Annotated in this window: 20 protein-coding genes and 1 pseudogene; 4 read left to right on the top strand and 17 right to left on the bottom strand. The window is 69.9% G+C overall.

Going from position 1 to position 20,938, the window contains the following annotated elements; translation table 11 throughout:
- Nucleotides 1-19: 19 nt before the first annotated feature.
- From WCE39_RS12085 to WCE39_RS12070, 4 genes are read right to left on the bottom strand one after another with little or no spacing between them, the layout of a single operon-like run.
- Nucleotides 20-814 carry a thymidylate synthase gene (locus tag WCE39_RS12085; RefSeq protein ID WP_343276919.1) on the bottom strand — a complete coding sequence of 265 codons (795 nt, stop codon included), beginning with the start codon at nt 812-814 and terminating at the stop codon, nt 20-22.
- 54 nt (nt 815-868) lie between these two features.
- Nucleotides 869-1,786 (bottom strand): prolipoprotein diacylglyceryl transferase, encoded by a 918-nt coding sequence (gene lgt, locus WCE39_RS12080; RefSeq protein WP_343276918.1) that lies wholly within the window; start codon nt 1,784-1,786, stop codon nt 869-871.
- Nucleotides 1,787-1,792: 6 nt separating this feature from the next.
- Nucleotides 1,793-2,539, bottom strand: coding sequence for a TerC family protein (locus WCE39_RS12075; protein ID WP_343276917.1), 747 nt, complete (start codon nt 2,537-2,539; stop codon nt 1,793-1,795).
- 44 nt (nt 2,540-2,583) lie between these two features.
- Nucleotides 2,584-2,964 (bottom strand): diacylglycerol kinase, encoded by a 381-nt coding sequence (locus WCE39_RS12070; RefSeq protein WP_343276916.1) that lies wholly within the window; start codon nt 2,962-2,964, stop codon nt 2,584-2,586.
- 311 nt (nt 2,965-3,275) lie between these two features.
- On the opposite strand from WCE39_RS12070, the gene WCE39_RS12065 reads away from it, so the two are divergent.
- Nucleotides 3,276-3,731 carry a hypothetical protein gene (locus WCE39_RS12065; RefSeq protein WP_343276915.1) on the top strand — a complete coding sequence of 152 codons (456 nt, stop codon included), beginning with the start codon at nt 3,276-3,278 and terminating at the stop codon, nt 3,729-3,731.
- A gap of 78 nt (nt 3,732-3,809) precedes the next feature.
- Here the strand turns inward: WCE39_RS12065 and WCE39_RS12060 are convergent, their stop codons facing one another.
- The 10 genes from WCE39_RS12060 to nudE all read right to left on the bottom strand — a co-directional run bounded on the left by WCE39_RS12060 (nt 3,810) and on the right by nudE (nt 12,886).
- Nucleotides 3,810-4,460, bottom strand: a complete 651-nt coding sequence (locus WCE39_RS12060) for a LysM peptidoglycan-binding domain-containing protein (RefSeq protein ID WP_343276914.1) — start codon at nt 4,458-4,460, stop codon at nt 3,810-3,812.
- A 105-nt stretch (nt 4,461-4,565) separates the two neighbouring features.
- The gene (locus tag WCE39_RS12055) at nt 4,566-5,798 is read right to left on the bottom strand and encodes an ABC transporter permease (protein WP_343276913.1); all 1,233 of its coding nucleotides are present in this window, start codon (nt 5,796-5,798) and stop codon (nt 4,566-4,568) included.
- On the bottom strand, nt 5,795-6,499 hold the full coding sequence (locus tag WCE39_RS12050) for an ABC transporter ATP-binding protein (RefSeq protein WP_343276912.1): 705 nt from the start codon (nt 6,497-6,499) through the stop codon (nt 5,795-5,797). The genes WCE39_RS12055 and WCE39_RS12050 overlap by 4 nt, the downstream gene beginning before the upstream one ends.
- A complete protein-coding gene (locus tag WCE39_RS12045; RefSeq protein ID WP_343276911.1) occupies nt 6,496-7,989 on the bottom strand; it encodes an efflux RND transporter periplasmic adaptor subunit in 1,494 nt (497 codons plus the stop codon). Before WCE39_RS12045 ends, WCE39_RS12050 begins: the two co-directional genes overlap by 4 nt.
- A 63-nt stretch (nt 7,990-8,052) precedes the next feature.
- The gene (locus tag WCE39_RS12040) at nt 8,053-9,357 is read right to left on the bottom strand and encodes a sensor histidine kinase (protein WP_343276910.1); all 1,305 of its coding nucleotides are present in this window, start codon (nt 9,355-9,357) and stop codon (nt 8,053-8,055) included.
- A gap of 18 nt (nt 9,358-9,375) precedes the next feature.
- Nucleotides 9,376-10,089, bottom strand: coding sequence for a response regulator transcription factor (locus tag WCE39_RS12035; protein WP_343276909.1), 714 nt, complete (start codon nt 10,087-10,089; stop codon nt 9,376-9,378).
- 93 nt (nt 10,090-10,182) lie between these two features.
- Nucleotides 10,183-10,485: a DUF962 domain-containing protein gene (locus WCE39_RS12030; protein ID WP_343276908.1), complete on the bottom strand. Its 303-nt coding sequence runs from the start codon at nt 10,483-10,485 to the stop codon at nt 10,183-10,185.
- 37 nt (nt 10,486-10,522) lie between these two features.
- Nucleotides 10,523-11,353, bottom strand: coding sequence for a nucleoside triphosphate pyrophosphohydrolase (gene mazG, locus WCE39_RS12025; protein WP_343276907.1), 831 nt, complete (start codon nt 11,351-11,353; stop codon nt 10,523-10,525).
- A gap of 155 nt (nt 11,354-11,508) precedes the next feature.
- Nucleotides 11,509-12,345 carry a 3'(2'),5'-bisphosphate nucleotidase CysQ gene (gene cysQ / locus WCE39_RS12020; protein WP_343276906.1) on the bottom strand — a complete coding sequence of 279 codons (837 nt, stop codon included), beginning with the start codon at nt 12,343-12,345 and terminating at the stop codon, nt 11,509-11,511.
- The gene (gene nudE, locus WCE39_RS12015; protein ID WP_343276905.1) at nt 12,332-12,886 is read right to left on the bottom strand and encodes an ADP compounds hydrolase NudE; all 555 of its coding nucleotides are present in this window, start codon (nt 12,884-12,886) and stop codon (nt 12,332-12,334) included. The genes cysQ and nudE overlap by 14 nt, the downstream gene beginning before the upstream one ends.
- A 38-nt stretch (nt 12,887-12,924) precedes the next feature.
- Here nudE and bioA point away from each other — a divergent pair, with 38 nt between their 5' ends.
- Nucleotides 12,925-14,331, top strand: a complete 1,407-nt coding sequence (gene bioA / locus WCE39_RS12010; protein ID WP_343276904.1) for an adenosylmethionine--8-amino-7-oxononanoate transaminase — start codon at nt 12,925-12,927, stop codon at nt 14,329-14,331.
- Between the two features lie 186 nt (nt 14,332-14,517).
- Nucleotides 14,518-15,255 carry a 16S rRNA (uracil(1498)-N(3))-methyltransferase gene (locus WCE39_RS12005; protein WP_343276903.1) on the top strand — a complete coding sequence of 246 codons (738 nt, stop codon included), beginning with the start codon at nt 14,518-14,520 and terminating at the stop codon, nt 15,253-15,255.
- Nucleotides 15,256-15,264: 9 nt separating this feature from the next.
- Here the strand turns inward: WCE39_RS12005 and WCE39_RS12000 are convergent, their stop codons facing one another.
- The 3 genes and pseudogenes from WCE39_RS12000 to WCE39_RS14320 all read right to left on the bottom strand — a co-directional run.
- Nucleotides 15,265-15,753, bottom strand: coding sequence for a chemotaxis protein CheW (locus WCE39_RS12000; RefSeq protein ID WP_343276902.1), 489 nt, complete (start codon nt 15,751-15,753; stop codon nt 15,265-15,267).
- Nucleotides 15,754-15,766: 13 nt separating this feature from the next.
- Complete coding sequence (locus WCE39_RS11995) at nt 15,767-17,365, bottom strand: chemotaxis protein CheB (protein ID WP_343276901.1); 1,599 nt, start codon at nt 17,363-17,365, stop codon at nt 15,767-15,769.
- Nucleotides 17,358-19,646: pseudogene (locus tag WCE39_RS14320) on the bottom strand (response regulator); the annotation flags it as partial. The gene WCE39_RS11995 and the pseudogene WCE39_RS14320, both read right to left, overlap by 8 nt.
- Before the next feature lie 134 nt (nt 19,647-19,780).
- Between WCE39_RS14320 and WCE39_RS14315 the strand changes: the two are divergent.
- Nucleotides 19,781-20,782, top strand: a complete 1,002-nt coding sequence (locus WCE39_RS14315; RefSeq protein WP_452299596.1) for a pentapeptide repeat-containing protein — start codon at nt 19,781-19,783, stop codon at nt 20,780-20,782.
- The last annotated feature ends 156 nt before the right edge of the window (nt 20,783-20,938 follow it).

The following is a 20,938-nucleotide window of genomic DNA, read 5'->3' as shown; positions in this document are numbered from 1 at the left end:
CGCACCGGCCACGCCGCGCTCAGACCGCCACCGGCGCCTTGATCGGCGGCAGCGGATCGTAGCCCTCGATGGCGATGTCCTCGTAGCTGAAGTCGAAGATGTCGCGGATGGCCGGGTTGAGCGCAAGCTTCGGCAGCGCGCGCGGCGTGCGCGCCAGCTGCTCGCGAGCCTGGTCGTAATGGTTCGAATACAGGTGCGCGTCGCCCAGCGTGTGCACGAAATCGCCGACGCCAAGCCCGGTCGCCTGCGCCACCATGTGGGTCAGCAGCGCATAGCTTGCGATGTTGAAGGGCACGCCGAGGAAGATGTCGCCACTGCGCTGATAGAGCTGGCAGCTGAGCTTGCCGTCGACCACGTAGAACTGGAACAGCGCGTGGCAGGGCTGCAATTTCATCGCCGGCAGGTCGGCCACGTTCCAGGCGCTGACCACCAGGCGGCGGGAGTCGGGGTTGCGGCGGATCTCCTCGATCACCCAGCGGATCTGGTCGATCTCGCCGCCGCGGCCGTCGGCCCAGCGCCGCCACTGCTTGCCATAGACCGGGCCAAGCTCGCCGTCGGAATCCGCCCACTCGTCCCAGATCGTGACCTTGTTGGCACGCAGGTAGGCGACGCTGGTCTCGCCCCTCAGGAACCACAGCAGCTCGTGGATGATCGAGCGCAGGTGCAGTTTCTTGGTGGTGACCAGCGGGAAGCCTTCGGACAGGTCGAAACGCATCTGCCAGCCGAACACGCTGCGGGTGCCGGTGCCGGTGCGGTCGGACTTCTCCGTGCCGTTTTCCAGCACGTGGCGGAGGAGGTCGAGGTACTGGTGCATCGTCGCGTCATCCGGGGTTCGAGGTGGCGGGGATTGCGGGGATTGCGGCCGCGCCTACATGGGGGCGGCGGGCGTGCCGGGTGGTGCGGGCCGAAGCGTCGGGCTGCGGCGGGACAGCCACAGCCAGTACAGGCCGATCAGTACCAGCGGCGTGCTCAGCACCTGCCCCATCGTCAGCCAGCCGAAGGCCAGGTAGCCGATGTGGGCGTCGGGCTCGCGCACGAACTCCACCAGGAAGCGGAAGCTGCCGTAGAGCAGCGCGAACAGGCCCGACACCGCATAGCGTGGTCGCGGCCGGCGCGAGAACCACCACAGTGCCGCGAACATCACCACGCCCTCGAGGAACGCCTGGTAGAGCTGAGACGGGTGGCGCGCGTACGGCTCCAGCTGGCCCGCCTGGTGCAGCGCGCGCAGCGCGGCATCGTCGAGGAAGGCAAGGTCCGGCGGCAGCGCGTTGCGGAACACCGTGCCCCAGGCCAGGTCGGTGTGCTTGCCCCAGAGCTCGCCGCCGATCCAGTTGCCGATGCGGCCGAAGCCCAGGCCCAGCGGCACCAGCGGCGCCACGAAATCCATGGTGTCGAAGAAATGCAGTCGGCGCGCGCGCGACCACAGCCAGCTTGCCAGCAGCACCCCGAGCAGGCCGCCATGGAAGCTCATCCCGCCTTCCCACACCCGCAGCAGCATCAGCGGGTTGGCGACGAAATCGCCGAAGGAATAGAACAGCACGTAGCCGATGCGCCCGCCCAGCACCACGCCCAGCATGCCGTAGAACATCAGGTCGCCGAAGCCCGCGTCATCGACGCCCGGCAGGCGCCCGGCACGGATCCGGGACCGCCCCAGCAGCCACGCGCTGAGGAAGGCCAGCGCGTACATCAGCCCGTACCAGTGCACCCCGGGCTCGAAACTCCTGCCGAACAGCTGGAAGGCCGGCGACTGCAGCGCGACCGGGTCGACCAGGTGCAGGAGGCTCATGCCGGGCTACTCGCGCGCGACGCCGGCCAGCGCGCGCCGCTTGGCCCAGAGGTTCAGCCCCTCGACGAAGGCCGAGAACGCCATCGACCCGTAGATGTAGCCGCGCGGGATGTGCAGGCCGAAGCCTTCGCCGACCAGATACACGCCGATCAGCACGATGAAGGCCAGCGCAAGCATCTTCACCGTCGGGTTGTTGTCGATGAACTTGCCCATCGGCTGCGCCGCCAGCAGCATCACGCCGACCGCGATCAGGATCGCCGCCACCATCACCGGCACGTAGTCGCCGGCCATGCCGACCGCCGCGATCACCGAGTCGAGCGAGAACACGATGTCGATCACCGCGATCTGCCCGATCACCATGCCGAACGAGGTCGCCGCCTTGCCGGCGGAGTCCAGCTCTTCGTGTTCGCCCACGACCAGCGAACGGATCTCCAACGCGCCCTTGACCACCAGGAACAGGCCGCCAAGCACCAGCACCAGGTCGCGCACCGAGATGCCCTTGCCGAACAAGGTGAACAGGTCGGCGGTCAGGCCCGCAAGCCATGCCAGCGTCAGCAGCAGGCCCAGGCGGGTGATGCAGGCCACCGCGATGCCGAACTTGCGCGCGAATTCGCGACGCTCGACCGGCAGGCGGCTGACCGCGATCGAGATGAACACAAGGTTGTCGATGCCGAGCACGATCTCGATCGTGGACAGCGTGAGCAGCAGGATCCAGACCTGCGGGTCGGAGAGGAATTCGATGAGTGCTTGCATTGCCTGCTAATCCTTGGGAAGTCTTGTCGTGCGTTGCACGGGCGTCATGGCAGCCGGGGCCACAGCAGCGTGCCCCAGACCAGGAGCACGTTGAGCATCATGAGGAACACCGCCGCCGAACCCATGTCCTTGGCACGGCCCGCCAGCTCGTGGTGTTCGTCGCCGTAGCGGCCGATGACGGCCTCGATGGCGGAATTCAACAGTTCGGTCGCCAGCACCAGCACCAGGCATCCCACCAGCAGCACGCGCTCGATGCCGCTGCCACCCAGCCACCAGCCCAGCGGTGCCAGCACCGCGAACAGATAGACCTCGAGCCTGAACGACGACTCGTGCCGCCAGGCCGCGCGCAGGCCCTGCAGCGACCAGACGGTCGCCTTGAGCATTCGCGCCGGGCTGCGGGGCAGGTGTCCGGTCTCGTCAGCCATCGCGATGCATCCGCTCAGCGCGGACCACCGCGGCCAGGCGGCGCCACTGTCGCGGCGCTCGCGCCAGCGGAGGCCAGGGAGCGGCTGCCCCGAAGGCGCCGCCGGAATGGGAACTGCATGCGAATTCGCTGCCGAGTCCGACCAGAAGCGGGCAATTTTGCCACAACCCGGCGCCCGGGACCCGGATTCACTCCAAACGCAGGTGGCGGCTGGCACGATGCAGCCATCACGCATTCGAAGCCCGGGGTCCATGCATGCACCGAGCCGCTGTTATCCTCGGATCGATCGCCGCGTTGGCCATGGGAGCCATGATGAATCCTTCATTCGCGCAGGCCGCGCCCCAGGCCATGCAGCCGGGCGATCCCGGCTACGAAGCCATCCTCGACGCCGCCACGGGCCCGCTGCGCGACACGCTGGATGGACGCGTGCGGCTGGAGGTCGAGCGCATCGACCGTATCGGTGGCTGGGTCTTCGTCCTCGGCAGCATGCGCGCGCCTGGCGGCGGTCGTCCCGACCTCGCGGGTACGCGCTTCGCCGAGGCGGCGGAACAGGGTGCGATGTCCGATATCTACGTCGCCCTGCTCCGGAATGAAGGCGTCGCGGACGGCGGCACCGATGCCGGCGGCCCGACTGTTGCCGGAGCCGGCACCGCGGCGTCAGGGGGCGGCCCGTGGATCCTGCTGGACCATGCGATCGGGCCCGGCGACGTGGCCTGGCTCGACTGGCCGCAGCGGCACGCCGCACCGCGGGCACTGTTCGGCTTCTGACGCAAGGCTGCCCGCCACGTCCCGCTCAACGGAAAAGGCCGGGCATTGCCCGGCCTTCTTTTTCCTGCACGGCTTGCATCAACGCGGCGGAGTGATGATTTCGTAGTTGCCGGACGCGCCGCCCCAGCTGATCCGCTGGGAGCCATCGGAGTTGACGTTGTTGGAGCCGATGAACTTCGGCTGCCCGTTTTCCATTCCGGCGAACAGCACCACGTGCGACTGGCCGTTGCGCTGCATCAGCACGACGTCGCCAGGCTGCGCATTGGCCAGCGAGGTGGTCCGCCAGCCGTCGGCCTTGAGGTTGCTGGCCAGGTTGTCCACTGACGCGCTGGCCTGCCCCGCGTCGATCAGCCCGGCCTTCTGCAGGCAAGCGGACACGAAGTTGGCGCAGTTGACGTTGTTGGGGACCCAGGACTGCATCGGCAGCTCGTCGCTGAACTTGAGCTCGCCTGCGTTGCGGCCGATGAACTGCTCCGCGATCGCTGCGGCGTTGTTGCCGCCCACCTTCGTCGTACCGCCGGAGACGCCTTCAGTCCCGGAGACGCCGCCCGACCCGTCAGCGCCGCCGCCACGCGCTCCACCGCCGATGTTCAGGGTGTTGCCGGCATAGATGAGGTCGGCATCCCTGATCTGCGAGTTCGCCTCCATCAACGCATCCACGCTGGTGCCGAAGCGCTGCGCGATCTGGGACAGCGTGTCGCCAAAGGCGATGTTGTGGATGGCGGTCATGGCGTCTCCGTTGGGCTGCGCGCGGTGCGTGGCAATGGACGCAGTCTCCGCCGCGCCCCGGCGCCCGCCAACCCGTGGCGCGCCCCTATGGGGTTGACCCGAGGCCTACTGGCGCAGGGCCTCGATCGGGTCGAGCTGGGACGCCTTGCGCGCCGGGTAATAGCCGAAGAACAGCCCGGTCGCCACCGAGAAGCCGGCCGCCAGCGCCACCACCTGGCCATTCAGGACCACCGGCAGGTCGCCGAAGCGCCCCACCAGCAGCGCGCCGGCTATGCCGATCATGATGCCGAGGGCGCCGCCCACCAGCGACAGCAACATGGCCTCGGCCAGGAACTGCCTGCGCACGTCCGACGGCCCCGCGCCCACCGCCATGCGCAGCCCGATTTCGCGGATGCGCTCGGTCACCGAAACCAGCATGATGTTCATGATCCCGATGCCGCCCACGATCAGCGAGATCGTCGCCACGGCGCCCAGCAGCAGCGACATCAGGCGCGTGGTCGCGGTGCGGGTGGCCACGATCTCGGAGATGTTGCGCACGGTGAAGTCGTCGTCGGCGCCCGGGCCGATGCGGTGGCGCTGGCGCAGCAGCGATTCCACCTCGCCCTGCACGTAACCGAGGTCGTCGGCATCGTTCACCGTCAGCGCGACCTGCATCACCGCGCCCGGCGGCAGGCCCATCGAGCCCAGCAAGCGGCGCCGCGCGGTCTGCATCGGCACCATCATCACGTCGTCCTGGTCCTGGCCCCAGCCGCCCTGCCCCTTGGGCGCGAGCACGCCCACGACCACGAACGGCACCCGTCCCAGGCGCACCGTCTGCCCGATCGCAGGCTCGTCGCCGAACAGCTCGCGGCGCACGGTCTCGCCCACGATCACTTCCTTGGCCGCCCCGCCGTAGTCCTGCGCGTCGAAGGCCTCGCCCTCGACCAGGGTCCAGGCATTGATGTCGAAGTAGTCGGGCTGCACGCCCTGCCAGCGGCTGGACCAGTTGTTCTCGGCATACACCACCTGGGTGCTGCCGCTGAGCGAGCCGGACACGTACTGCACCTCGGGGATGTCGTTGCGGATCGCATCGACGTCGCCTTCGGTGAGCGTGTAATAGCTCGATGCGCTCTGGCGCACGCCACCGGGTCCGCGCCGCGAGCCGGGCGAGATGTCCAGGCGCTGCGACCCCAGGCCGGAGACCATCTTGTCGATCTCCGACTGCGTGCCCTGGCCCACCGAGACCATCACGATCACCGCGGCGATGCCGATGATCACGCCCAGGGACGTGAGCACGCTGCGCATCCAGTTGCCTCGCAGCGCATGGATCGCGGTGCGGATGACGTCGCTGAACTTCATGCCGCGGCCTCCGGCTGCTCGGGATGCAGCTCGCCGTCGCGCATCACGTAGGTGCGATCGGCGTGCGCGGCGACCTCGGCGTCATGGGTGATCAGGACCACGGTGTGGCCCTCGTCGCGCAGGCGCTTGAACAGCGCTAGGATCTCTTCGCCGGTCTTCGAGTCCAATGCACCGGTCGGTTCGTCGGCCAGCAGCAGTGGCGGCTTGTTGACCAGCGCGCGCGCGATCGCCACGCGCTGCTGCTGGCCGCCGGACAGTTCGTTGGGACGATGCCCCGTCCGCCCGCCCAGTCCCACTGCGTCCAGCACCTCCTCGGCCATGCGCAGCCGCTCGGCCGGCGGCACGCGGGCGTAGCTCAGCGGCATCGCCACGTTCTCGAGCGCGGTCATCCGCGGCAGCAGGTGGAAGCCCTGGAAGACGAAGCCGATCTTCTCGCGCCGCAGCACCGCGAGCTCCTCGGCGTCGAGCGTGGAGACATCCACGCCATCGCAGAAGTAGCTGCCGGAACCCGGGGTATCCAGGCCTCCGATCAGGTTCATCAGCGTCGACTTGCCGGAACCGGACGGACCCATGATCGCCACGAACGCACCGTGCTCGATGCGCAGGTCGACGCCCTTGAGTGCCACGACTTCGGCCTCGGTGCCGGCGGAGTAGACCTTGCCCAGGGCGCGGGTCTCGATGATCGGCACGGCTGTGCTCATCGCGCGGCGCGCTCGCCGGTGATGAGCTGGTCGCCGGCCTGCAGCGCGCCGGAGATTTCGGTGGCGGTGCCATCGGTCGCGCCGACGCGGACCATCACCGGCTCCGGGCTGCCGTTGGTCAACCTGTAGACCGTGGCCCGCGTGGCGCCGACCAGGTTGGCGACGGCCGCGTCCCAACGTTGCGCCTGCGCAGCGTCGAGGCTTTCGCGGAATCCCGCGAAGTCCTCGCGGAAGCGCTGCAGCATGCGCTGGCGGATCTGCGAAGCCATCGCGCCCGAAGGCGCACCGCCGCCGCGCGGTGGACCAAAGCCGCCGCCTCCACCGCCGCGCGCGTCCGGCGCGGCCTGCCGCGCGGCCTGCCGTGCCTGGATCGCAGTGACCGCGGCGTCGAATGCCGCCTGCTGTCCAGCCGAAAGCCCCAGCGCCGTCGCTTCGCGACGAAGGTCGTCGGTGACGCCGCCGCGGGGGCCGCCCTGCGGCATCGCCGGTGCGGCGCCTTCGGCACCCGTGGGCTTGTAGCGCAGCGCGGCATTGGACACCTTCAGCACGCCGTCGCGGCGGCTGACCTCGATTTCCGCATTCACCGTGAGCCCCGGCAGCAGGGTGCCGTCGCTGTTGTCCACAGTCACCACCACCGGATACGTCACCACGTTGCTGGTGTTGGTCGCGCTCAGCCGCACCTGTTCCACCACGCCGCGGAACTGGCGGTCGGCAAAGGCATCGGCAGTGAAGCTCACGCCCTGCCCGGCCTGCACCTGGCCGATGTCGGCTTCGTCCACCGCCAGCTCGATCTTCATCTTCGAAAGATCCTCGGCGATGGTGAACAGCTCCGGCGCCTGCAGGCTGGCCGCCACCGTCTGGCCGGCCTCGATGGTCCGGGTCAGCACCACGCCGTCCACCGGCGAGCGGATCACCGTGCGCTGCAGGTTGATGCGCGTGGTCTGGGTGGACGCGGTCTGCTGGGTGATCTGCGCCTGCGCCGAGGCCACCTGGGCGCGGGCCTGGTCGAGCGCGGCGCGCGACAGGTCGATGTCGCTGCGCGCCACCAGCTGGCGCTCGCCCAGCTCCGCCTTGCGCCGATGGTCGAGCTCGGCGTTGCGCAGGGTCGCCTGCGCCTGGGCGAGGCTGGCGCGGGCGCTGGCAATCTGCGCCGAGCCCTGCTCGATCTGCGCCTGGTAGCTGCTGGGGTCGATGCGGGCGAGCACCTGGCCTTGCTCGACCTTGTCGTTGAAATCCACCAGCACTTCGGTCACCTGGCCCGAGATCTGGCTGCCCACAACGACCGTCGAGATCGCACTGAGCGTGCCGGTGGCCGAGATCGCCACGCGGATGTCGCCCTCTTCGACCTCGACGGTGCGCCACGCCCCGTCATCGGCGGACGCGCCGCGCTGGCTCAGGTACCAGGCCCCAGCGCCGAGCGCGAGGGCGACGACGACCATGACGGCGAGGGTCTTGCGGGGGCGCCTGGCAGGCTTGGGGCGGTGGCTCATTCGCTGGGTGATCCGGCTGGGGTCGTGAAGGCTAACGCACCAGCACCGCCACCGTTGACCCGGTCAATCGTCCGCTGCCACCGGAAAGCGGAGAATCACGTTGGTTCCCTGTCCCGGCGCGCTCTCAATGTGAACCGACCAGCCATAGCGGCCCGCGAGGCGGCGCACGATGGCGAGGCCCAGGCCACGGCCGCCGACGTACTGGTCGGCGCGGTAGAACGGTTCGAAGACGCGCTCGAGCACATCACGCGCCATGCCGACTCCCGTGTCGCGGACCTCGATGCGGTCGTGCTCGACGCACACCTCGATGCTGCCTGTGGGCGTGAACGTGCAGGCGTTGCGCACCAGCTGCTCGAGGATCACCGCCATCGCACGGCGCGAGCCGCGCAGCCTGGGTGCGCTGTTCCCGACCAGCGAAACGCCGACCGCCGCGTCTCCGTCCGGCTCGCCGAGCAGCGCCCGCCCGGCCGCGACCGCTTCGGAGGCGACCTCAAGCGCCTCGAACACTTCGGTGTTCGAGGCCACGTCCTCGCGGGCGAGGATCAGCAGCGCGTCCAGCACCGCTTCCATGTCGCGCGCGGCCACCTGCACGCGGTCCAGCGAACGGTGCATCCGCTGCGGCAGCTCTGGATCGCGACGCAGCATGTCCACGGCCACGCGGACCACGGTCAGCGGCGTGCGCAACTCGTGACTGGCCTCGCGGGTGAAGTCACGCTCGCGGCGGACGAAGGCCTGGGTCCGCTCGGCCAGGCCGCGGAGCGCGCCTTCCAGCATGCGCACCTCGCTCCCCACCTCGCCCGGCAGCTGCGCCGGATCGATGGCCTCCAGCTCGATGCGGAGCGGGTCCCAGTTCGCGACCTCGGCGGCCATCGCGGTCACCGGCAGCACCATCCGCCGCGCGATCCTGTAGCTGAGCCAGCTGACCGTCGCGATCGCGAGCGAGGTCAGGAGCGCCGCGATCAGTATCGACCAGCGGCCGACGTTGTCGACCAGCCGGAACGCGATCTGGAGGTACAGGCGCCCACCGGGGCCGTCCTCGACCAGGAGCCGCTGCGAGCTTCCAGGCGTCTTGAGCCGGTGCAGGCCCGGCCCCGCCGCGATGTACTCGGCCGGCACGCCGGCGTCCACCGGGTCGGTGCCGGCCGGAACGAAATAACCGTTGACCGAAGAGGACCACGGCGGCGCGTATGCCGGGTCCTCGGCGACCTCGCCCCAGAACCGCGCCGCCTCCGCCTGTACCCAATGCGTCGCCAGCACGCCGCGTGCGAACACGCTGGAGACGTACAGCGACGCCACCACCGCGATGATCGCCAGCAGCGCCTGGAGCACGAACACGCGGCGCAGCTTGCGCGGCAACCCCTGTGGCATCGACGTTCTCCGCTGCCGTCAGGCCGGCGGCTGTTCGATGTCCGCGATGCGATAGCCGGCACTCTGCACCGTGTGCAGCAGCGGCTTGTCGAACGGCTTGTCGATGGTCTTGCGCAGGTTGTACAGGTGGCTGCGCAGGGTGTCGGAGTCGGGCAGGCTGTTGCCCCAGATCTCGCGCTCGATCTCCTGGCGGTTGACCACCCGCGGCGACTCGCGCATCAGGATGGTCAGCAGCTTCAGGCCGATCGGCGACAGCTGCAGCTCGGTGCCTGAGCGGGTGGCACGCAGGCTGGCCGGGTCGAGCACCAGGTCGGCGACCTTCAGGACCTCGGAGCCCACCTGGCGGCGCTCGCGGCGGATCAGCGCGCGCAGTCGCGCCTCGAGCTCTTCCACGGCAAAGGGCTTGACCAGGTAGTCGTCGGCGCCTGCACCCAGGCCGGCCAGCTTCTCGTCCAGCGTGTCGCGCGCGGTCAGCATCAGCACCGGCGTCGACTTGCGCGCCTCTTCGCGCAGGCGCTTGCAGACTTCGATGCCGTCCAGCCTCGGCAGCATCAGGTCGAGCACCAGCACGTCATAGTTGTTCTCGCTGGCCAGGCGATAGCCGTCCAGTCCATCGGCGGCGTAGTCCACTTCGAAGCCGCGGCTTTCGAGGTATTCGCCCACCATTTCCGAAATATTGCGGTTGTCCTCGACGATCAGTACCAGGCCACCCGGCTCCTGCGATCCGCGCATGTTCATATCCTCCAAAGGGACGTCTTCAGCTTTGTGAAAGGCTGCCGGGAAAGCAGTCGAGGCGATGTGAAGACGACGCCGGCGGCCACACGCTCAGAAAGGAATCTTTCCGGTCAGGATGTCCCTGAACATCACCCAGTCGCCGGCGAAGGAATACAGCGGATGGCGGAAGGTGGCGGGCCGGTTTTTCTCGAAGAAGAAATGACCGATCCATGCGAAGGCGTAGCCGCAGGCCAGGGCCGCGAGCAGCCATCGGGGATCGGCGCCGATGATCGCGGCTGCGGCGAATCCAAGCGCACCGCAACTGCCGACGAAGTGCAGGCGCCGCGACGTGCGGTTGCCGTGCTCGGCCAGGTAGAAGGGATAGAACTCGCGGAAGCTGGCGAAGCGGGCCATGGCGTGGCTCCTGTCCTGCCGGTCGCCTGATGATGCCTCAGCGGCGCGGGGGCCGCTCGGCGGCCTTGGCGCGATCCCAGTACGCCTCGTGCGCGTCCAGCGGCAGGTCCGCCAGCCGCGTGCCCTCGGCGGCGGCGAAGGCCTCCATGGCGCGGAAGCGGCGCTCGAATTTCCGGTTTGCGCCGCGCAGCGCGGTCCCGACGTCCACCTTCGCATGGCGCGCGAGGTTCGCGGCCACGAACAGCAGGTCGCCGAGCTCCGCCTCGAGGCGCTCCCGCGCGGCGGCGTCCGCCGGCGCGGCTGCAACCGCGTCGAACTCGGCGCGGACCTCGGCCAGCTCTTCCTCGAGCTTGGCCATCACCGGCGCCGGGCTGGCCCAGTCGAACCCGGTGCGCGCGGCGCGGTCCTGCAGCTTCACCGCGCGCTGCCACTCCGGCAAGCCCCGTGTGATGCCCGCGAGCGCCGAGGTGTCGGCTTCACCGGCGGCGGCGCGTTCTTCGCGCTTGATATCTTCCCAGCTGGCAAGCACGGCTTCGGCACCGGCATCCGCCGCAACGGCACCGCCGAACACATGCGGGTGGCGGCGCTCCATCTTGTCGGAGATCACCCGCGCGACGTCGTCGAAGCCGAAGTGGCCGGCTTCGCTGGCCATCTGCGCGTGGAACACGACCTGCAGCAGCAGGTCGCCCAGCTCTTCGCGCAGGTCGTCCATGTCGCCACGGTCGATCGCATCGGCGACTTCGTAGGCTTCTTCGATCGTGTAGGGCGCGATCGTCGAAAAGTCCTGCGCCAGGTCCCATGGGCAGCCGCCATCGGGATCGCGCAGCCTGGCCATGATCGCGAGGAGTCGGTGGACCTGGTCTGACACTTCGGCACTCCTTTTCAAAGCGTTCCTTGCCACGGATTTGCGCGTGTGATCCGTCCGATCCGTGGCTGAAGGCGTTTTCGGGGCCGCGCGCTTATCGCAGCTATCGCTGCTTCACAAATGCGATCAGCTCCTGCCCTATCCGTGTAAATCCGCGTTCATCCGCGTGCATCCGTGGCAAAAGGCTCTTGAACCCACTCCCGCCACGGCAACGCAGGATCACCCAGCGCCACGAAGTCGCCGTTGAGCACGGTGTCGCGCTGGTTGTAGCGGAAAGGGCGGCCGCGCAGGTCCAGCACGCAGCCGCCCGCGGCCTCGAGGATGGCCTGTCCGGCGGCGGTGTCCCACTCGCTGGTCGGGCCCAGGCGCGGGTAGGCGTCCATCCCGCCCTCGGCGAGCAGGCAGAACTTGAGCGAAGAGCCCAGGCCGATCGATTCGTGTTCGCCGATGCGCCCGAGCATGGCCGCGGTGCGCGCGTCGAGGTGCGAGCGGCTGGCGGCCACGCGCAGCGGCGCGGTGGCCGGGCTGCGGGTGGCGATGGCGTGCTCGGCGTCGCCATCGCGACGGCAGGCGCCCTGCCCCGGCGTGCCGTGCCAGACCGCACCCGTCACCGGCGCCTGGATCACGCCGAAGACCGGCACGCCGTCATCGACCAGCGCGATATTGACGGTGAACTCGCCGTTGCCCTTGAGGAACTCGCGGGTGCCATCGAGCGGATCGACCAGCCAGAAGCGCGACCAGCTGCGACGCGACTCCAGCGGCACCATATGCGCCGACTCCTCGGACAGCACGGGGATGTCCGGCGTCAGCTGCGCCAGTCCATCCACGATGCAGCGGTGCGCTGCGAGGTCGGCGGCGGTCACCGGGCTGTCGTCGGCCTTGGCGCGCACCGCGACCTCGCCGCCGTACACGGCCATGATGGCCGCGCCCGCCTCGCGGGCGATCGCGATCACGCCTTCTCGCATCGCATCGGGCATGCCTTCAGCTCGCGACATGGTGCTGCAGCCAGTCACGCGCGATGAAAAGGGCAGCGATCGAACGGCCTTCGGAAAAATCCTCGCGCAGGATCAGCTCGTGCAGGCGATCCAGCTTCCATGGAACCACCTCGAGTTCCTCCGGCTCGTCGCCGGGCAGCCGCTCGGGATACAGCTCGCGCGCCACCACCAGGTGCGTGGCATGGCTCATGTACGTCGGCGCCAGGGTCAGGCTGCGCAGGACGTCGATGTGGCGGGCGCCGTAGCCGGCCTCTTCCTTCAGCTCGCGGTCGGCCGCCTCGGCGGGCGTTTCGCCGGCGTCGATGCGGCCCTTCACCAGGCCGAGCTCGTAGCGGTGGACGCCGGCGGCGTACTCGCGCACCAGCAGCACGGTGTCGTGGTCGATCATCGGCACCACCACCACCGCGCCGTGGCCGCGGCCGTGCAGACGCTCGTAGCGACGGCGCTCGCCGTTGGAGAACTCCAGGTCCATCCGCTCCAGGCGATAGGGACCCGCGTCGGACTCGGTGATGTCGTGGATGATCGGCAGCCGGCGGCTCATCGGCACTCCCCTGGGGCCCGAGGGGCGATAATGCAGGGATGTCCGACAAGTCTTTGCACGATCCCGCCATTCTAGCCGAGGGCGGCGACTGGCGATCCCGCGACCTCGCCGTCGTCTGGCACCCCTGCACGCAGATGCGGGAACATCCCGACACCATGCCGCTGCTGAGCGTTGCCCGCGGCGACGGCGCCTGGCTGGTCGGCCACGACGGCCGCCGCACGCTGGATGCGGTCAGCAGCTGGTGGACCAACATCCACGGCCACGCCGAGCCGCGCATCGCCGAGGCGATCGCGCGCCAGGCGCGCAGGCTCGAGCACGTGATCCTTGCCGGCGCCACCCACGAAGGCGCGGTCGAGCTGGCCGAGCGCCTGCTCGCGATCGCCCCGCGCCAGCCCGGCCGCGACCCGCTGGCCAAGGTGTTCTATGCCGACAACGGCTCGGCCGGCGTCGAGGTGGCGCTGAAGATGGCCTTCCAGTGGTATCGCAACCGCGGCGACGAGCCGCGGCGCACGAAATTCGTGGCGCTGTCCAACGGCTACCACGGCGAGACCATCGGTGCGCTCTCGGTCGGCGACATCCCGCTGTACCGCCGGGTCTACGCGCCGCTGCTGGTGGAAGCGATGTTCACGCCCTCGCCCGATGCCTGGAACGCACGCCCGGGCCAGTCGGACGAGGCCTGCGCCGAAGAGGCCGCCGACGCCCTGGCGCGCCTGCTGGACGAGCATCCCGGCGAAGTCTGCGCGCTGATCCTCGAGCCGCTGCTGCAGTGCGCCGGCGGCATGCGCATGCACCACCCGGTGTATCTCAGGCGCGCGCGCGAACTCTGCGACGTGCACGGCGTGTTCCTGATCGCCGACGAGATCGCCACCGGCTTCGGCCGCACCGGCACCATGTTCGCCTTCGAGCAGGCCGGCGTCATGCCCGACCTGATGTGCGTCTCCAAGGGCCTCACCGGCGGCTTCCTGCCCTTGGCCGCGGTGCTGGCCACGCAGTCGGTCTACGACGGCTTTCTCGACGATTCCCGCGAACGCGCCTTCCTGCATTCACACAGCTACACCGGCAATCCGCTGGCCTGCGCCGCCGCCCTGGCAACGCTGGACATCTTCGAATCCGACGACGTGATCGCACGCAACCGTGTGACCGCGGCGAAGATGGCCGACGCCGCCGCCGCGATGGCCGCCCTGCCGCACGTGGCCCAGGTCAGGCAGGCGGGGATGGTGGTCGCCTTCGAACTGACCCGCGACGGCGATCGCGCCACGCCGTTCGATCCCGCCCAGCGGATCGGCCTGCGCGCCTACCGCGCCGCGCTCGAGCGCGGCGTCATGCTGCGCCCGCTGGGCGACATCCTCTACTGGATGCCGCCGTACTGCATAGACGACGCCCAGCTTGCGCTGCTGGCAGGGACGACCGAGGCCGTGATCATCGAGGCGACGGGGAAAACATAAGCACGGATCGACGCGGATCACACGGAGCCGGCCGATGCCAGTGCAGGCACCACGCGCCGGACAGGAATTCTCCAGATGGGGGCCTGGCAGCAATCCTGCCTCGGTACGATCCGCGTCATCGGCGTCATCGGCGTCATCGGCGTCATCCGCGTCATCCGCGTCAATCCACGGCAAAAAAGGTAAGTCATGCGCCAGAACCGTGAGTATGTGGACCAACCCCTGGCTGTCGGCGCCAAGGTGGTACTGCCGGAGGCCGCGGCCGCGCATCTCCTGCGCGTGCTGCGGCTCGGCGTCGGCGACGGCTGCGTGCTGTTCAACGGCGACGGCTTCGACTACGACTGCCGCGTCACCGCCACCGGCAAGCGCGGCGGCGAAGTGGACGTGCTGTCGGCGCAACCGGTCGACAACGAGTCGCCGCTGCGGATCACGCTGCTGCAGGGCGTGGCGCGCGGCGAGAAGATGGACTGGATCCTGCAGAAGGCGACCGAGCTCGGCGTCGCCGCCTTCGTACCGGTCAACAGCGACCGGACCGAGGTCCGCCTCGACGATGCGCGCGCGGCGAAGCGCCTGGCCCACTGGCAGGGCGTGGTCGCGGCGGCCTGCGGCCAGAGCGGGCGTGCGACGCTGCCGCAGGTGGGGCCGCCAGTGGCGCTGGCGGGAGCCGTGGCCACGCTTCCGCACGACGCCGCCAGGCTCACCCTCGACCCGGGTGCAGGCGACGCGGTACGCAACCTCGCCGATCCGGGCGGACGCGCCGTGGTGGTCGCCATCGGACCCGAGGGCGGCTGGTCTCCGCGCGACCGCGCCGTGCTGGCCGGGGCCGGGTTTTCCGGACTGCGCCTGGGACCGCGGATCCTGCGCACCGAAACCGCGGGCATCGCCGCGATCAGCGCCCTGCAGGCCGCGTTCGGCGACCTGGGCTGAGGCCCGGGCTCAGGCCGCCAGCGCCCCGCGGATCGCACCTTCGATCGCATCCACGTCGGGCAGCAGCGCGGCTTCGTCATTGAGCATCACGCGCATCAGCACGCCCAGGGGCAACCCGGGCGCGCCGGCACGGGCGTCGCCGTCGCCCGCATCGGCGACCAGCGCATCGCGCGACACCGTCACCAGGCGCGGAAAGCCCTTGGTCAGCAGCGCCACGTAAGGCAGGTGGGCATCGCCGCCCAATGCCTTGAGCACCACGACCTTGCTGCCGAGCCCGCCGACGTCCTCGGCGATCCCGGCCAGGCGCGAGAACGAGGCCAGCGGCAGCTGCCAGCCGCGCCAGCGGATGCGCCCCAGCAGCCAGTCCGGCGCGTCGGCCACGGGCTCGGGTTCGGCATAGGACAGCACTTCGGCGATCGTGGCGTTGGGCAGCAGCAGGCGCGCGCCCTCGACCTGCATCAGCACGCCGCGGATGTCCTGGATGGCGGGTGACGTCATGGGCGGATCCTCATCAGGGCCAACGATCAAGCAGTGACTGCGCCAGCTCGCCGGGCTCCGCGGCCTGCGCGCCGCGGGCGACCAGGGCGTCGACCGCGAGGCCGTCGTAACAGCTGGCCGGCGCCTGCGCGAGCACCAGGGCGCCATCGGCGGCCAGGGCCATCGCGGCGTCGACGCGGTCCACGGCTGCCCCGCTCAGGAACACCAGGGCGCTGTCGCCGGCGGCCAGGGAATCGTAATGGTCGAGTGCGCCATCCGACACCGTCGCGAACACGAGGCGGGCGCGATCGCGCGCGACCGCGATGTCGGGAGGCAGGAAATACACGGTGCCCGGCTCGGCCATGGCACCCGCTTCGGCAAGCTTGACCGGCAGCGCCGTGGCGCGCTGCATCTGCTGGACCAGGCGCTCGTAGCGCCCGCCGTCGAGCTGCAGCCGGACCAGCACCGCGCGCGCGAATTCCGCGCCCAGGCCGCCAAGCAGCTGGCGCACGGCGTCGGGGCCGCCGAGGCCCGCCTCGACCAGCACTGCGCCGCGCAGCACGCCGTGCCCATAGCTGTCCGGGTCAGCCAGGGACAGGCCGTCCAGGCGCGAGGCGAGCGCTTCGAGATCGACGGCGTCACCGCCACGCGCGGGGAGCGCGATCGGCGCGTCGTCGTCGGCCAGCGACAGGCCGTCGCCGAGGGAAAGCGGATCAACCGCCGGGGCGGCGGCGTCCGCGCCGGACCGGGCGTCGACGGTCGCATCGGCGTCATCGCCCGGCATGTCGCCGGCAGTCGTTGCGTCGAAGTCGACATCGAAGTCGTCGGCAAGGTCCATGGCCTCGCCCGTGGATCCGTTTGCAGCGTCGTCGTCCGCGGCCGCCGTGGAGGCGGAGGCGGAGGCCAGCAGCTCCGCAAGGGCGGGGTCTTCCGCCAGCGACGCAGCGTAGCTGTCCGACGACGCGGACCAGTCCATGTCTTCGGCGGACACCAGGCCGCTGACGCTCAGCTCGCCCGCGGCGTCGCCATCGTCGTCGGTGGCCCTGTCCGCCGCGGCATCTGCGTCGAGACCGGTAGCCGCGTCCGCGTCCGCGCCATCCGCGCCCGGTTCGTCCAGGGCCGGCGGCGGCGACTCGAAGCCTTCCGCGCGTGGCACGTCGGCCGCGAGGTCGAGCGCGGTGTCGGCGAGCGCGTCGATGTCCACGCTGGCCGGGTCGAAGCTCTGCTCCGGGAGCCGGCCCGGCGCGGGATGCACGGCGTCGTCGGATCCCGCGCCCGGAGGCAGCACGTCCTGGTGGCCATTGAGCTTGGCGGCAAGGTGCCTGACCCAGCGCGCCGCGTCCCAGCCGTCGCGCTGCGCGGCCACGTCGGCCTCGTCGAACATCACCAGCACGGCGGGATCCGACAGCAGTGCCTCGTAACCTTCGAGTGATTCCTCGATCGCGGGCTCGAGCGCCACGAGCACCGCGGCCGGCGCCAGGGCGATGGTCGCGGACGGGTCGCCCTCGCCCGGGTCCACGGCCGCGACAAGCTCCGCGCCGGCTTCGCCGATCGCGGACTCCAGCCGCTGCCGGGCTTCGCCGGCGCGCGCGAGCAGCAGCACCCGCACGGGGGTCGCGCCCTGGTCAGCCATCGCGCTGGAGCTTCAACAGGTCATGCACGTTGCGCAGCAATTCGTTCTCCTGGTACGGCTTGCCGAGGTAGCGCTCGACGCCGATCTCGAAGGCGCGCTGGCGGTGCTTCTCGCCGGTCCGCGAGGTGATCATGATGATCGGCACGTTGCGCAGCCGCGGATCGGCCTTCATCGCCGTCGCGAGCTCGTAGCCGTCCATGCGCGGCATTTCGATGTCGAGCAGCATCAGGTCCGGCACCCGGTCGACCATCCGCTCCAGCGCGTCGATGCCGTCCCGCGCGGTCGCGACCTCGAAGTTGTTGCGCTCCAGCACGCGGCCGGTGACCTTGCGCATCGTGATCGAGTCGTCGACCACGATGACCAGGGGCACGCGGCGGCGCTCGGACGCATCCACCGGGGCTACGTCCCGGGGCTGCGCCACCTGCTGGCGGCGCACCAGCGGCGCGATGTCCAGGATCACGACCACGCTGCCGTCGCCCATGATGGTGGCGCCGAAGATGCCCGGCACCGACGCGACCTGCGGGCCGACCGGCTTCACCACGATCTCGCGGTTGCCGAGGATCTGGTCGATGGCCACCGCCACGCGCAGCTCGCCGGAGCGGATCAGCAGCAGCGGCATCTGCAGGTGGCCTTCGGCGCGTGCCGCCGCATGGCCGACCAGGCCACCGAGGTCGTGCACCGCGTAGTCCTCGCCGCCGTAGGCATAGCTCGCCCCGGCCTGCTCGAACTCCCCGCGCGAGATGCGGCCGACGCCGCGGACGGATGCGATCGGTACGGCGAAACTGGTCTCGCCGATCTTCACGAACACCGCCTGGGTCACGGCCAGCGTCTGCGGCAGGCGCATGGTGAAGGTGGTGCCCTTGCCCCGCTCGCTGGCGATGTCGAGCGCTCCGCCAAGCTGGCGGACCTCGCTCGCGACCACGTCCATGCCGACGCCGCGGCCGGCCAGGCGGCTGACCTCGTCGGCGGTGGAGAAGCCGGGCTGGAAGATCAGCGTGTCGAGGTCGCTGTCGATCAGCGCCGCGTCCTCGCGGATCAGGCCGCGCTCGATGCCGCGGCGGCGGATGGCGGCGCGGTCGAGGCCGGCGCCGTCGTCGGCGACCTCCAGCACGACTTCCGAACCCTCGCGTCGCACCGAAATGCGCACCGAGCCTTCGTCGGGCTTGCCGTCGTCGCGACGCTTGCGCGGCTTCTCCAGGCCGTGGGCCACGGCGTTTCGCAGCATGTGTTCCAGCGGCGCGGTCATGCGCTCGAGCACGTTGCGGTCGAGCTCGCCCTGCGCGCCATCCAGCTTGAGCTGTGCGTGCTTGCCGGTTTCGGTGGCGGCCTGGCGGACCACGCGGCGCAGGCGCGGGACAAGCGAGTCGAACGGCACCATGCGCGTGCGCATGAGGCCTTCCTGCAGGTCGGAGCTGACGCGCGACTGCTGCAGCAGCAGGGTTTCGTACTGGCGCGTCAGGTCGTCGAGCGTGCCTTGCAGGCTCGAAAGGTCGGCCGCGGACTCGCCCAGCGCGCGCGAGAGCTGCTGCAGGTTCGAGAAGCGATCGAGCTCGAGCGGATCGAAGGTGGGATCGGCCGAATCCTGCTCGCGCTGGTAGCGGGCGATGATCTGCGCCTCGGTCTCGATGTCGAGCCGGCGCAGCTGGTCGCGCAGACGCATGTTCGTCTGCTCCATCTCGCCCATCGCGCCGCGGAACGCGCCCAGCTGCTGCTCGAGGCGCGCACGGTAGATCGCCACTTCGCCGGCGTAGTTCACCAGGCGATCGAGCAGGTCGGCGCGGATGCGCACCTGCTCCTGGGGCGCGCGAATGGTGATGTCGTCGTCATCGGCGTGGAGTGCATCGACGACCGGCGCGGTGAGCGGCGACAACACCACCGCCGGCGCGGCGACGCGCTTGCCGGACAGGGCGCCGGCATCCGCCAGCTCCTCGCCGCGCGCGCGGGCGTCGAAGGCGTCGATCAGACCCTGCGAGGCACTGATCGCGCGACGTTCGCCAACGCGGGTGACCATGGCGTGCAGGCGGTCGAAGCCACGCTCGAGCAGCGGAACGTCGCCACGCGCGAGATCGAAGCGCTGCTCCGAAACCGCTTCCAGAAGCGACTCCATCGAATGCCCGAGCTCGCCGATGGCGAACACGCCGGCCATGCGCGCGCCGCCCTTGAGCGTGTGCAGGTCGCGCTGCAGGCCGACCAGGGACTCGCGGTCGTCGGCCGACTCGCGCAGTCTGGCCAGCAGGCCATCGGAGTGATCGAGGAGGTCTCGGCCCTCCTCCACGAAGATGTCGACGAGCTCGGAGTCCAGGCCGCTGAAGTCGAACTCGGCGTCCGGGTCGTCCTCGACGGGGATCGCGGCCAGCATCGCGGTGCTCGCGGCGGTGGCCACACGCTCCGCGTCCATGCGCTCGGCTTCGAGGCGTGCTGCTTCGATCCGTTCGGCTTCAAGACGCTCCGTTTCGAGGCGTTCCGTCTCGATGCGTTCCGTTTCGAGGCGCTCGGCCTCGATGCGCTCCGCTTCGACGCGTTCGGCTTCAACGCGTTCGGCTTCGATCCGCTCAGCCTCGAGGCGTTCCGCTTCAACGCGTTCGGCTTCGATGCGTTCAGCTTCGATGCGCTCGGCTTCGACACGCTCGGCTTCGACACGCTCGGCTTCGACACGCTCGGTTTCGAGACGTTCGGCTTCGAGACGCTCGGCTTCGAGGCGCTCTGCTTCGACGCGTTCGGCTTCGGCGCGTTCGGCTTCGAGGCGCGCTGCTTCAACACGCTCTGCTTCGGCACGCTCTGCGTCGAGACGCTCGAGCTCCAGTATCTGCGCTTCGAGTTCGGCCAGCTCGATGCGTTCGGCCTCGAGGCGTTCCGCTTCCAGGCGCTCGGCTTCCGCGAGTTCCGCAGCGGCACGTTCCATGGCGAGGCGCTCGGCCTCGGCTCGCTCCAGTTCGGCGCGATCGGCGCCCGCGCGCTCGGCTTCGAGACGTTCCGCTTCGAGACGTTCCGCTTCGAGTCGTTCTGCTTCGAGACGTTCCGCTTCGAGTCGCTCTGTTTCGAGTCGTTCTGCTTCGAGACGTTCCGCTTCGAGTCGCTCTGTTTCGAGTCGCTCTGCTTCGAGTCGTTCCGCTTCGAGTCGCTCTGCTTCGAGTCGCTCTGCTTCGAGTCGCTCTGCTTCGAGTCGCTCTGCTTCGAGTCGCTCTGCCTCGAGTCGCTCCGCCTCGAGTCGCTCTGCCTCGAGTCGCTCTGCCTCGAGTCGCTCTGCCTCGAGTCGCTCTGCCTCGAGTCGCTCTGCCTCGAGTCGCTCTGCCTCAAGTCGTTCGGCTTCGAGTCGCTCGGCTTCGACACGCCCCCCCTCAAGCCGCTCCGCGTCGGCGCGCCCGGCATCCTGCGATTCCTCCGCAGCGGCATCGGCGAAGCCGGCGTATGCGCTGAGATCGACGTCCACCAGGGTCGGGGTGGCCGGGTCATGCACATCCGCATCTGCGTCGATGCCTGCATCCAGCGCTCCGGCATCCATCGGGGCCGGGGGCGGAAGACCGTCACGCAGCGCGGCGAGCCTGGCGGCCAGCGCAACCGCCACCGGGACTT

The sequence above is a fragment of the Luteimonas yanweni genome (genome assembly GCF_039548475.1).
GTDB lineage: Bacteria > Pseudomonadota > Gammaproteobacteria > Xanthomonadales > Xanthomonadaceae > Luteimonas.
Note: the sequence above shows the minus strand (reverse complement) of the source record. Positions and strands in the feature narration are given on the sequence as shown.

Bases quoted from the DNA above. Each gene is read 5' to 3' on its own strand.
- WCE39_RS12085 (WP_343276919.1), bottom strand. From the start codon at position 814: ATGCACCAGTACCTCGACCTCCTCCGCCACGTGCTGGAAAACGGCACG.
- lgt (WP_343276918.1), bottom strand. From the start codon at position 1,786: ATGAGCCTCCTGCACCTGGTCGACCCGGTCGCGCTGCAGTCGCCGGCC.
- WCE39_RS12075 (WP_343276917.1), bottom strand. From the start codon at position 2,539: ATGCAAGCACTCATCGAATTCCTCTCCGACCCGCAGGTCTGGATCCTG.
- WCE39_RS12070 (WP_343276916.1), bottom strand. From the start codon at position 2,964: ATGGCTGACGAGACCGGACACCTGCCCCGCAGCCCGGCGCGAATGCTC.
- WCE39_RS12065 (WP_343276915.1), top strand. From the start codon at position 3,276: ATGAATCCTTCATTCGCGCAGGCCGCGCCCCAGGCCATGCAGCCGGGC.
- WCE39_RS12060 (WP_343276914.1), bottom strand. From the start codon at position 4,460: ATGACCGCCATCCACAACATCGCCTTTGGCGACACGCTGTCCCAGATC.
- WCE39_RS12055 (WP_343276913.1), bottom strand. From the start codon at position 5,798: ATGAAGTTCAGCGACGTCATCCGCACCGCGATCCATGCGCTGCGAGGC.
- WCE39_RS12050 (WP_343276912.1), bottom strand. From the start codon at position 6,499: ATGAGCACAGCCGTGCCGATCATCGAGACCCGCGCCCTGGGCAAGGTC.
- WCE39_RS12045 (WP_343276911.1), bottom strand. From the start codon at position 7,989: ATGAGCCACCGCCCCAAGCCTGCCAGGCGCCCCCGCAAGACCCTCGCC.
- WCE39_RS12040 (WP_343276910.1), bottom strand. From the start codon at position 9,357: ATGCCACAGGGGTTGCCGCGCAAGCTGCGCCGCGTGTTCGTGCTCCAG.
- WCE39_RS12035 (WP_343276909.1), bottom strand. From the start codon at position 10,089: ATGCGCGGATCGCAGGAGCCGGGTGGCCTGGTACTGATCGTCGAGGAC.
- WCE39_RS12030 (WP_343276908.1), bottom strand. From the start codon at position 10,485: ATGGCCCGCTTCGCCAGCTTCCGCGAGTTCTATCCCTTCTACCTGGCC.
- cysQ (WP_343276906.1), bottom strand. From the start codon at position 12,345: ATGTCGCGAGCTGAAGGCATGCCCGATGCGATGCGAGAAGGCGTGATC.
- nudE (WP_343276905.1), bottom strand. From the start codon at position 12,886: ATGAGCCGCCGGCTGCCGATCATCCACGACATCACCGAGTCCGACGCG.
- bioA (WP_343276904.1), top strand. From the start codon at position 12,925: ATGTCCGACAAGTCTTTGCACGATCCCGCCATTCTAGCCGAGGGCGGC.
- WCE39_RS12005 (WP_343276903.1), top strand. From the start codon at position 14,518: ATGCGCCAGAACCGTGAGTATGTGGACCAACCCCTGGCTGTCGGCGCC.
- WCE39_RS12000 (WP_343276902.1), bottom strand. From the start codon at position 15,753: ATGACGTCACCCGCCATCCAGGACATCCGCGGCGTGCTGATGCAGGTC.
- WCE39_RS11995 (WP_343276901.1), bottom strand. From the start codon at position 17,365: ATGGCTGACCAGGGCGCGACCCCCGTGCGGGTGCTGCTGCTCGCGCGC.